Annotated in this window: 13 protein-coding genes and 1 tRNA gene; 10 read left to right on the top strand and 4 right to left on the bottom strand. The window is 43.9% G+C overall.

Features of this window, described 5'->3' with window-relative positions; genetic code table 11:
- The first annotated feature begins 273 nt into the window (after positions 1 to 273).
- Genes ICN13_RS09960 through ICN13_RS09945 form a run of 4 tightly spaced genes read left to right on the top strand, consistent with a single transcriptional unit; the run spans position 274 to position 3,450 of the window.
- Positions 274 to 1,185 carry an amino acid ABC transporter substrate-binding protein gene (locus ICN13_RS09960; protein ID WP_216140204.1) on the top strand — a complete coding sequence of 304 codons (912 nt, stop codon included), beginning with the start codon at positions 274 to 276 and terminating at the stop codon, positions 1,183 to 1,185.
- A gap of 22 nt (positions 1,186 to 1,207) precedes the next feature.
- Positions 1,208 to 1,999 (top strand): amino acid ABC transporter permease, encoded by a 792-nt coding sequence (locus tag ICN13_RS09955; protein WP_216140203.1) that lies wholly within the window; start codon positions 1,208 to 1,210, stop codon positions 1,997 to 1,999.
- 11 nt (positions 2,000 to 2,010) lie between these two features.
- Positions 2,011 to 2,679, top strand: a complete 669-nt coding sequence (locus tag ICN13_RS09950) for an amino acid ABC transporter permease (protein ID WP_216140202.1) — start codon at positions 2,011 to 2,013, stop codon at positions 2,677 to 2,679.
- Between the two features lie 36 nt (positions 2,680 to 2,715).
- Positions 2,716 to 3,450 carry an amino acid ABC transporter ATP-binding protein gene (locus ICN13_RS09945; protein ID WP_216140201.1) on the top strand — a complete coding sequence of 245 codons (735 nt, stop codon included), beginning with the start codon at positions 2,716 to 2,718 and terminating at the stop codon, positions 3,448 to 3,450.
- Between the two features lie 18 nt (positions 3,451 to 3,468).
- Here ICN13_RS09945 and ICN13_RS09940 read toward each other — a convergent pair whose 3' ends face one another.
- Together ICN13_RS09940 and mscL are read right to left on the bottom strand one after the other, a co-directional pair.
- Positions 3,469 to 4,647 carry a Do family serine endopeptidase gene (locus tag ICN13_RS09940; protein WP_216140200.1) on the bottom strand — a complete coding sequence of 393 codons (1,179 nt, stop codon included), beginning with the start codon at positions 4,645 to 4,647 and terminating at the stop codon, positions 3,469 to 3,471.
- Between the two features lie 21 nt (positions 4,648 to 4,668).
- Positions 4,669 to 5,091, bottom strand: a complete 423-nt coding sequence (gene mscL / locus ICN13_RS09935; protein WP_216140199.1) for a large conductance mechanosensitive channel protein MscL — start codon at positions 5,089 to 5,091, stop codon at positions 4,669 to 4,671.
- A gap of 135 nt (positions 5,092 to 5,226) precedes the next feature.
- On the opposite strand from mscL, the gene petA reads away from it, so the two are divergent.
- The 6 genes from petA (at position 5,227) to ICN13_RS09905 (ending at position 9,281) form a co-directional block, all read left to right on the top strand.
- Entirely contained in the window at positions 5,227 to 5,829 is a 603-nt protein-coding gene (petA, locus tag ICN13_RS09930; RefSeq protein WP_216140198.1) for a ubiquinol-cytochrome c reductase iron-sulfur subunit, read from the top strand.
- Between the two features lie 10 nt (positions 5,830 to 5,839).
- Positions 5,840 to 7,240, top strand: coding sequence for a cytochrome bc complex cytochrome b subunit (locus tag ICN13_RS09925; protein WP_216140197.1), 1,401 nt, complete (start codon positions 5,840 to 5,842; stop codon positions 7,238 to 7,240).
- A gap of 29 nt (positions 7,241 to 7,269) precedes the next feature.
- Positions 7,270 to 8,043 (top strand): cytochrome c1, encoded by a 774-nt coding sequence (locus ICN13_RS09920; protein ID WP_370622982.1) that lies wholly within the window; start codon positions 7,270 to 7,272, stop codon positions 8,041 to 8,043.
- A gap of 97 nt (positions 8,044 to 8,140) precedes the next feature.
- Complete coding sequence (locus ICN13_RS09915) at positions 8,141 to 8,752, top strand: glutathione S-transferase N-terminal domain-containing protein (RefSeq protein ID WP_028819209.1); 612 nt, start codon at positions 8,141 to 8,143, stop codon at positions 8,750 to 8,752.
- A 28-nt stretch (positions 8,753 to 8,780) separates the two neighbouring features.
- Positions 8,781 to 9,188: a ClpXP protease specificity-enhancing factor gene (locus tag ICN13_RS09910; protein WP_216140196.1), complete on the top strand. Its 408-nt coding sequence runs from the start codon at positions 8,781 to 8,783 to the stop codon at positions 9,186 to 9,188.
- A gap of 17 nt (positions 9,189 to 9,205) precedes the next feature.
- Positions 9,206 to 9,281, top strand: a tRNA-Thr gene (locus ICN13_RS09905).
- Positions 9,282 to 9,358: 77 nt separating this feature from the next.
- On the opposite strand, the gene ICN13_RS09900 is transcribed toward ICN13_RS09905, so the two are convergent.
- A complete protein-coding gene (locus ICN13_RS09900; RefSeq protein WP_216140195.1) occupies positions 9,359 to 9,910 on the bottom strand; it encodes a hypothetical protein in 552 nt (183 codons plus the stop codon).
- 63 nt (positions 9,911 to 9,973) lie between these two features.
- Positions 9,974 to 10,513: a phage integrase SAM-like domain-containing protein gene (locus tag ICN13_RS09895; RefSeq protein ID WP_216140194.1), complete on the bottom strand. Its 540-nt coding sequence runs from the start codon at positions 10,511 to 10,513 to the stop codon at positions 9,974 to 9,976.
- Positions 10,514 to 10,774 lie beyond the last annotated feature (261 nt).

Here is a 10,774-nt window from a genome sequence, read left to right as displayed (position 1 = left end):
CCAGAACAATACTTCAAGCACAAGCGTAGGTTCTGCTGCTGCAAGCCAAGTATCTGTTGGCGCACGTCACACTTTCTAATTTGACGCTAGCGTAAGCTAGTTTGAATTTAGAAAAGAAGTACAAAACCCGCTATGGAAACATAGCGGGTTTTTTCATTTGGGGACAGGGTCTACCCCTAAAAATTACTTATAAATTCGCCGAATAATGCTTTATATTGCAAGGGTGATATAAAGTCATTTGCCTTACCTATTTATTTATTGAAAGTGAGCCCCATGAAAAAGAATCAATTAAGTCAGTTTGTTGCTGCCGTTTTCTTTGCCGGATTATCTGTTAGCGCGTTTGCCGCGAGCCCTACTTTAGACAAGATTAAATCTTCTGGTGCCGTCACTATGGGCGTGCGCGAGTCATCTATTCCAATGTCCTATACCACTGGCGATAGCCGCTTTGATGGTTACCACGTTGAAGTTTGCCGCATGATTCTGGGCGATATTAAAGACAAGTTGGGCTTGAGCACATTGCGCATCAATTACCAGCCTGTTACATCCCAAAACCGCGTACCTTTAGTGCAAAATGGTACTGTTGATATTGAGTGCGGTACAACAACTAATAATAGTACTCGCGCTAAGGATGTTGGCTTTGCCAATACTTTGTATGTTGAGGAAGTGCGTATTGCAGTTAAAGCAAATTCTGGGATTAATTCCATTTCTCAATTAGCAGGTAAAAAGGTTGCCACAACTACTGGCACCACCTCTGTTCAATTGCTGCGCAAGCATGAGAAAGCTAATGGCGTTAACTTCGATGAAGTATTTGGTAAAGATCATGCTGATAGCTTCTTATTGCTAGAGTCTGGCCGTGCTGACGCGTTTGTGATGGACGGTTCTATTTTGGCTGGCAACATCGCTAGCTCTAAGAATCCAAAAGATTACAAGATCGTAGGTGAAATATTGAGTACAGAGCCGATTGCTATTATGGTTCGTAAAGATGATCCAGAATTCAAGGCCGCCGTAAATGCTGCTATTGCGAAGATCGTTGCAAATGGCAAAATGCCTGGATTGTGGAACAAGTGGTTCTTGTCACCAATCCCACCAAAAAATGCTGTAGTTGGTCTTGAGTTATCTCCAGCAACTAAAAATGCCTGGGCTAATTTGAATGACAAGCCTGCAGAAGACTACAACAAGAAGTAATTCAATCAATTGAGTTGTTAATATGGCATTAGATTTAGGTGTTTTTTGTAAAAGCACCTTAGACGGAGAAGCGGTTGATCACTGCTTCTCCTCAATTTTTGGTCTTGGACAAAATGCAGATCCTAGTTACCTAGATTGGCTTTTAAAAGCCTGGGGGTGGACTCTTGCTGTAGCAGCTTTGGGCTTGGCTATTGCTTTAATCGTGGGTGCAATTATGGGTACCCTCAGAACTCTACCGGATAACGGAAAACTCAGTAGGTGGCTTGTTCGGCTCTCAACGGCTTGGGTAGAGTTATTTAGAAATATTCCAGTTTTAGTGCAGGTCTTTCTCTGGTACCACGTTATCCCTGCATTTGTTTTGCCATTGAAGGCACTTCCATCCTATTGGCTAGTGAGTATTGCGCTGGGCTTTTTTACCTCAGCCCGTATAGCAGAGCAAGTGCGCGCAGGCATTCAGTCTTTGCCTAGCGGGCAAAGAGCAGCTTCTACTGCGCTTGGCTTAACTACCCCACAGACGTATCGTTATGTCATATTGCCCATGGCTTTGCGCATTGTCATTCCGCCGTTGACTTCGGAAAGTATGAATGCTATTAAAAACTCTTCCGTTGCTTTTGCGGTCTCTGTCCCGGAGCTCACATTGTTTGCAATGCAGGCTCAAGAAGAAACCTCTCGCGGCGTAGAAATTTACTTAGCAGTTACTCTGCTCTATGCATTATCAGCCTTCGGCGTCAATCGAGTCATGGCTTTCATTGAGAGAAGAAGTCGTATTCCTGGTTTTATCGCTGTATCGAATGATGCAAGTCTGGCTCATTAAATGGTGGCGATATGTTGAGCTTAGACATTAGTTTCTACAATTGGGAACTCTTCACAAATTACATTCTGAAGGGCCTTCTATTTAGCGTGCAGCTCACTGTTATTGCGACAATTGGGGGCATTGTAGTTGGCACCTTCTTGGCCTTGATGAGGCTATCTGGCAAGCCGGCCTTGGTGTATCCAGCAACGTTTTACATCAACACCATGCGCTCCATTCCATTGGTGATGGTAATTCTTTGGTTTTTCTTATTAATCCCAATGCTCATTGGTAGGCCTATCGGAGCAGATTTATCTGCCACCATTACCTTTATTGCATTTGAGGCAGCTTTCTTTTCGGAGATTGTGCGAGCCGGTATTCAGTCCGTACCTAGAGGTCAGGTTTATGCAGGTGAGGCCTTAGGGATGACCTACGGGCAAAATATGCGTTTGGTAGTTTTGCCCCAAGCTTTTAGAAATATGATTCCCGTCTTCATGACGCAGACCATCATTCTGTTCCAAGATACCTCCTTGGTTTATGCCATTGGCGCCTACGACTTATTAAAAGGTTTTGAGATTGCTGGCAAAAATTATGGCCGTCCAATCGAGACTTATATCTTGGCCGCCGCTACGTATTTCATCATCTGCTTTTCGCTATCCAAAGTAGTGCGCGCTATTCAGGCAAAAGTTGCCATTATTCGTTAATTATTTTTTTGATTGCTACACACTACATAGACCATCATGATTGAACTCCAAAACGTTTCTAAGTGGTATGGCTCCTTTCAGGTTTTGACTGATTGCACGACGTCAATCAAAAAAGGGGAGGTAGTAGTGATTTGCGGTCCATCTGGCTCAGGCAAGTCGACCTTAATTAAAACAATTAATGCGTTAGAACCATTTCAGGCTGGTCAAATTTCTGTAGATGGAATTGATTTGCATGATTCAAAGACCAATCTCCCCAAGCTACGAGCCCGCGTAGGAATGGTGTTCCAACACTTCGAACTTTTTCCACACTTAAGCATTACTGAGAACCTGACATTAGCTCAGATCAAGGTGCTAGGCCGCTCAGCTGATGATGCAAAGGCTCATGGACTGAAATACCTTGAGCGGGTTGGTCTGAGTGCGCAAAAAGATAAATTTCCTGGACAGTTATCTGGTGGTCAACAGCAGCGTGTAGCGATTGCTCGTGCCTTGAGCATGGATCCAATCGTGATGCTCTTTGATGAGCCTACCTCTGCCTTAGACCCCGAGATGGTCGGTGAAGTATTGGACGTGATGGTCAAGCTTGCAAACGAGGGTATGACTATGTGCTGTGTTACCCATGAAATGGGTTTTGCACGCAAGGTGAGTAATCGAGTGATTTTTATGGATCAGGGTCGAATTATTGAGGACTGCAGCAAGGATGAATTTTTTGGTAATCCCGAAGCGCGCTCCCCAAGAGCTAAAGATTTCTTATCCAAAATACTGGCTGGATAAAAGGCAGCAAGTCCTCAATTAATTCAGTGTCTTTGGTCTGGGCCGCTTGCCGGTTTGGACCTTCAGTTCCAAGGCTTTGTCTTTGCGCAAAATTTTCAGAGTTGCTTCATTTCCTGGGCCGATCTGCGCGATTTGATTTAAGAGCTGCCTTACGTCTTGAGTGTTATTGCCATTCACGGAGACGAGCACATCCCCAGGCTTAACCCCGCCCCTTGCCGCAGGACCACCCTCCAGGACCCCAGAAATCAGGACTCCGACGGTGTTGCTAGGCAAACCAAGCGATTCTGAGAGCTCTTTTGACAGGTTCTGAGGCTCAACCCCAATCCAGCCTCTAGTGACCCCACCATTTTTGAGAATAGATTCCATTACTTGCTTGACTAAATTTATTGGAATAGCAAATCCAATTCCCATGGACCCGCCGTTGTTTGAATAAATGGCGGTATTGATACCAATCAAATTGCCGCGCGTATCCACTAGAGCGCCCCCTGAATTTCCAGGATTAATTGCTGCATCCGTTTGAATAAAGTTTTCAAAAGTATTGATACCAACATGATCGCGACCCATCGCAGAAACAATCCCTGATGTAACGGTTTGACCAACTCCAAATGGATTTCCAATCGCAAGTACTACATCACCTACATGAACAGATTCAATTTTTCCTAGAGCAATTGGTGCAGGCAATTGTTTAGGTTCGATTTTTAAAACGGCGATATCTGTTTCTGGATCGCTACCAATAATTTTTGCTTTGACTTTTCTGCCATCTGCAAGTGCAACATCAATTTCATCTGCATCACTAATGACGTGATGATTGGTAAGAATAATTCCCTCGGGACTTACTAAAACCCCGGAACCCAGGCTGGATGTCGGTTCCTCGTCGGGTGGCTGGTCACCAAAAAAGAATTTAAACAAAGGATCAGCAGGATTTTGTTTGATTCCTTTGCGCGCTTTTGGTTTTGTAGAAATCTTGGTGGTGAAAATATTAACAACCGCAGGCATCGATTTTTTTACTGCATCATGGTATGAGCCTGGGCTAATAGAGCCGCCATCATATGCACCTTCTTTTAAGGTAACGCTTTCAACAATAGAGCTCACACCTTCGCCCGATATCCAGTTCGGTTTCAGAGTGACAATAATGAATATTGCCGCAAGAAGAATGGTTACTGTTTGCGCAAACAGTAACCATAGGCGATTCAACATTGAGTAATGTGCTTTATGAATTTATTTTTTGAGGCTGTCACGAATCTCACGCAACAACACGACATCCTCCGGTACTGCTGGCGGAGGTGGCGCATCTAAGAGACGAATCCTGTTGACTACTTTGACCATTTGAAAAATCACAAAGGCTAGCAAAATGAAATTAATAGAAATGGTGATGAAGTTGCCATAGGCAAAAATGGGCACCCCAGCCTTTTTGAGGGCATCAAAGGTTCTGGGCACCCCTTCTGGAATATGGCCTAGGACGATAAAGAGATTCGTAAAGTCGATGTGACCCCCCAAAAGAGTCGAAATCACGGGCATAACGATGTCGTTTACTAGGGAATCGACGATTTTCCCGAAAGCCCCGCCAATAATGACGCCAACCGCTAAATCTATGACGTTGCCCTTGACGGCAAAGTCCCGAAATTCCTTTAAAACACTCATTTCAGCTTCCTTTTTTGACCAAATACTCATTAACCCAAGATTAACCCCACAACTTTCCTACTTACCCCACTTTTTACTTTAAAATGCTAGGTTTAAGCAATTTCCACCCATAAATACCCTTTAGGAATTTTGTAAATGAGTGACAAGCCCTGTATGGACAAGGATCGCCGTAACTGGCTGATCGCCACTTCGGCAGTTGGAGGCGTAGGTGCAGCCGCGGCCCTTTACCCGTTTGTAGACAGTTTTGAGCCTTCTGAGCGTGCTAAGGCCGCCGGTGCTGCTGTTGAGATTGATATCACTGGCATGCAGCCAGATGAAATGAGAATGGTTGAATGGCGCGGTAAGCCTGTTTGGGTAGTTCGCCGTACCCCTGAGCAAGTTGCTGAGTTGTCCAAGATTGATGGCGAGTTGGCTGATCCAGATTCTTTGCGTGATCCAGCTCAATTTACCCCTCCTTACGCCCAGAATCAATGGCGCTCAATTAAGCCTGAGTACCTTGTAGTTGTAGGTATTTGCACACACTTAGGATGCTCTCCGACAGCTAAATTTGAATCAGGAGCTCAACCTTCTTTGCCAAATAACTGGCCAGGAGGTTTCCTTTGCCCATGTCATGGCTCGACATTTGATATGGCCGGCCGTGTATTTAAAAATAAACCAGCACCAGACAATATGGAAGTACCGCCACATATGTATTTGAGCGATACCAAGATTCTGGTTGGCGAAGATAAGAAGGCCTAAGGAGAGATAAATGGCATTTCACGAAAAAGAAGTTCCTGCAGACGCCTCCGCAGCCGTAAAGCTAATGGCATGGGTTGACTCACGTCTTCCAGTTACCGAAGCATTTAAGCGGCATATGAGTGAGTACTATGCCCCGAAGAATCTGAATTTTTTCTACATCTTTGGTGCGTTAGCAATTGTTGTTTTAGCAATTCAGATCATTACCGGCATTTTCTTGGTAATGAATTACAAGCCTGATGCTGCTAAAGCTTTTGAATCCGTTGAATACATCATGCGCGAAGTGCCATGGGGTTGGTTGATTCGCTATATGCACTCGACTGGCGCCTCGATGTTCTTCGTGGTGGTCTATCTACATATGTTCCGTGGTTTGATTTACGGTTCTTATCGTAAGCCACGTGAACTCATTTGGATTTTCGGTTGCGCAATTTTCTTGTGCTTAATGGGCGAAGCCTTCTTCGGATACTTGCTCCCATGGGGCCAGATGTCTTACTGGGGCGCTCAAGTGATTGTGAACTTGTTCTCTGCCATTCCTTTTATTGGTCCAGACCTTTCTTTATGGTTGCGTGGTGACTATGTGGTTGGCGATGCAACTTTGAACCGCTTCTTTGCGTTCCATGTGATCGCTATTCCACTAGTGTTGATTGGTTTAGTGGCAGCTCACATTTTGGCTTTGCATGAAGTGGGTTCCAATAATCCTGATGGCGTTGAAATTAAGAACAATTTAGATGCAAATGGCCATCCAGTGGACGGTATTCCATTCCATCCTTACTACAGCGTGCATGATGTGATGTACTTGGGTGGCTTCTTAATCGTTTTTGCGAGCATCGTTTTCTTTGCTCCAGAGATGGGCGGATATTTCTTAGAAGCAAACAACTTTATCCCTGCTAATCCATTTGTAACGCCAACGCACATTGCGCCAGTGTGGTATTTCACACCGTTCTACTCAATGTTGCGTGCAACTACCTCTAACTTCTTGTTGCCTTTGTGGATCTTCTTAGCGGTCATTCTTGGAATGTTTGCGAAGACTTCAAGCGATAACAGAGTGAAGGGTGCCTGTGTAGCAATTGCATTGGCTTTAGCTGCTGGCTTCTATTTGTTTGATGCGAAATTCTGGGGCGTCGTAATTATGGGTGGCTCAGTAGTCATTCTGTTCTTCTTGCCTTGGCTTGACTATTCCCCAGTGAAATCGATTCGTTACCGCCCTCAGTTCCATAAATACATCTATGGTGTATTTATTGTTACTTTTGTGATCTTGGGTTACTTGGGTATCGAGCCGCCATCACCAATTTTTGAAAAGATTTCTCAGATTTGTACGATTTATTATCTGGGCTTTTTCTTGGCAATGCCTTTCTGGAGCAAACTTGGCACATTCAAGCAGGTTCCAGACCGCGTTACTTTTGAATCCCATTAATTCAGACACCAGAGAAATTAGGAAATAGTATGAAACAAATTCTGCAAACTTTGATGGGCGTCTGCCAAGCAACAGTATTGGTTGCTGCCCTCGGCTTTGGTGCTGCCGCTAATGCAAGTGAAGGTGGCTTTCCTTTAGATAAGGCACCGGATCGCGTTAGTAGCAATGCTTCCTTGCAAAATGGCGCCAAAATATTTGTGAACTATTGCTTGAACTGCCATTCAGCTACAAGCATGCGCTACAACCGTTTGCGCGATATTGGCTTGACCGATCAGCAAATCAAAGACAACCTCATTTTGACTGATGCCAAAGTAGGTGATTTGATGACGATTGCCATGACTCCCAAAGAAGGCAAGGCATGGTTTGGCAAGACCCCTCCGGATTTATCTGTAGAGGCTCGTGCTCGCGGAACAGATTGGCTTTACACCTACTTCCGTACTTTCTACAAAGATGACACTACCCAAACGGGTTGGAATAACTTGGTTTATCCAAACGTTGGTATGCCACATGTTCTTTGGCAATTACAGGGTGAGCGCGCTGCGAAGTTTGAAGAGCGCAAAGATCCTCATGATGAGAGCAGAACCGAGAAAGTATTCGTTGGTTTTGAGCAGTTAACTCCAGGTACCATGAAGTCCCAAGAGTATGACGACAATATTGCCGACTTGGTGGCTTTCATGTCTTGGATGGCTGAGCCAGTTCAGCTAGAGCGTAAGCGTCTTGGCGTGATAGTGCTCTTGTTTTTGGCGATCTTTACCCTCTTGGCATGGCGCTTAAATAAAGCGTATTGGAAAGATATTCACTAATCATTTAATGAGCCCTGAAATCGGGGCTCGTGAGTGAAAAGATTTAACGCTGTTGTGCGTTTGTTGTATTGAAGTAGAAATTTAAGGAAATAAATTTATGATGGTGTTGTACTCGGGTACTAACTGCCCATTCTCGCAACGCTGCCGCTTGGTGCTTTTTGAAAAAGGCATGGATTTTGAAATCCGTGATGTCGACTTGTTTAACAAGCCAGAAGACATCTCAGTGATGAATCCTTATGGCCAGGTTCCTATTTTGGTTGAGCGCGATTTGATTTTGTATGAATCAAACATCATCAATGAATATATTGATGAGCGTTTTCCTCATCCACAATTGATGCCGCCTGATCCAGTAGCCCGTGCACGTGCACGCCTTTTCTTGTTTAATTTCGAGAAAGAGCTCTTTGTTCACGTTGCTGCTTTAGAAAATGAAAAAGGCAAGGCTGCTGAAAAGACTCACGAGAAAGCCCGTTTGGCAATTCGTGATCGCTTAACTCAGCTTGCACCCATTTTTGTGAAGAATAAGTACATGCTTGGCGATGAATTCTCCATGCTCGATGTTGCTATTGCGCCTTTGTTATGGCGTCTTGAGCATTACGGCATTGATCTTTCCCGCAATGCTGCAGCCCTCCTGAAATATGCTGAGCGTATTTTTAGCAGACCTGCTTATATCGAGGCTTTGACTCCTTCAGAAAAGGTAATGCGCCGCTAAGCTTTACTAGCGGTTCATATCTGTCGGCATGCCTGACGTTCCAAGTAATAAACCCTATCTAATCCGTGCTCTACATCAGTGGTGCACGGATTTTGGTTTTACGCCCTTTATAGCGGTCTTTGTGGACTCCAGGGTCGAAGTGCCAATGGAGTTTGTGAAGAACGATGAAATCGTTTTAAACCTCTCCCTAGAGGCCTGCCATCAGCTGCAGATGGAGAATGATTGGATTAGCTTTCAGGCGAGGTTTGGGGGTATTCCGAGGAAGATTATGGTTCCTGTAACGCATGTCTTGGCGATTTACGCCAGAGAGAATGGTCAAGGAATGTCTTTTCCGTTTGATCCTAAGCAGACTCGGGACTTGCATATTGCAGATGCCTCAGATGAGGTAGCTGAAAAGCCAAAAACGACCAGACCATCCTTGAAGATTGTTAAGTAAGCTAAAATATCACCGTTGCCCCTTTAGCTCATCTGGTAGAGCAACTGATTTGTAATCAGTAGGTGGTCTGTTCGAGTCGGACAAGGGGCACCATCCTTTTATCTCAAAAGCAAGCGCACTCCGGATAGCGGAGCATTGACAGCGCAATCCCAGCCATCATTTTGTAAGAATTAATTGCCTGAGATACTGGTTCGTTTGCTCTGAAGCATGTCGACATTCATCTCTGCCGTTAGATTGGATGCGTAAAACCTTTCTATCATTTCTACAGAAGTTCTCGCATTCCTGGCCAAGGTTAATAAGTCAATTCCCCGGCCATATAAAAGCCTGAAGGTAATTGCTGTGTGTCTCAGGCTATAGAGCGATCTTTTCTCATTGTTAACGCCAAGTGCCATATTTCCTTTATCTAGAATTTTCTTGAAATGGCCGGATATCAAGGCTATTGCACCCTGCCTATCTTTTACTTCTGGGAAAAATACATAGTCATCTGGCCAACCATAACCCCTATTTTTTTGGAAAGCCAAGATTTTTAGATAGATGCTGACGGCCACTCTCATGGAAATGATTTGACCTGTATGTTTTTTGGTTTCAATCATCTGAATTCGCAGGTATCTATTGGCGCCATCAACGATATGAATGTGCTTGTTTTTAATGAGCTTGATATCGACCGGTCTGATAAAGGTATTCACCATAAAACCAATCAGCCAGCGCATTTCTTCAGGCACTCCGTCGTATTTGATAAAGGCGCCACCAGCCTTATTGCGATGGGTTGGAGGGCCTTCTACCTTCTAAATAGAAGATAGTTGCTTGCTGATTCTCAGTAAACGCTTGTACTCCATGAGGGAGAAGCTTCCCCGTGGAATGCTTTTTGACTTTAATTTGGGGAAAATAGGCATTTGCTCAAGCAACCCTTCCAAAATCCCTAAATAAAACACTCTCTTCAAGAGTCCTAAATATTGGTTAATAGTTACCGCACCAACTTTTTCATTTTGCAAATAAGTGATGAATGCAGATATCTTGCGATGATTTATCGCCCTAACATCTTCTGCACCAAAATAAGCTAGAAGATGACCGTTTAACCTGCACCTTAGCATCTCGAAGGTTTGCTTAGTTATCTCTTGGTTCTGACACCTTTGCCGCTCTTTTTCTAGATGCAGGCAAATTAGTTCTTGAAAGTCATAGCATTTTCTATAACGGTTATCTTGCGGAAAGAGCGGTAGCTGTATTGTGGAATATTTGTCACCTAACCTGACATCACTATCCACAGCATTTGCAGCTTTATTTGAAGCGTCGTTAGCCGCTTGATATTGGTAGAAATAACTTTGCAATTTTTTAACAATTTATTCATGAAGAATTTAATGCTAAAAAATATAAACAAATTTATTTCTCTATGTTGCTAGAAATTTTTCAAATGTTGCAAAAAACTAACCCACTGTATCTCTACAGTGGGTTAATCTAAAAGGCTGTACTTCTAAAAACTAATTCTTAACTAGCTTACGCTAGCGTCAAATTAGAAAGTGTGACGTGCGCCAACAGATACTTGGCTTGCAGCAGCAGCACCAACGCTTGTGCTTGAAGTGTTGTTCTGA

This window comes from Polynucleobacter sp. MWH-Berg-3C6 (assembly GCF_018881855.1).
In the GTDB taxonomy this organism is placed as follows: Bacteria; Pseudomonadota; Gammaproteobacteria; order Burkholderiales; family Burkholderiaceae; genus Polynucleobacter.
The sequence above is the reverse complement of the archived record's forward strand: the minus strand, read 5'-3'. Positions and strand labels throughout refer to the sequence as shown.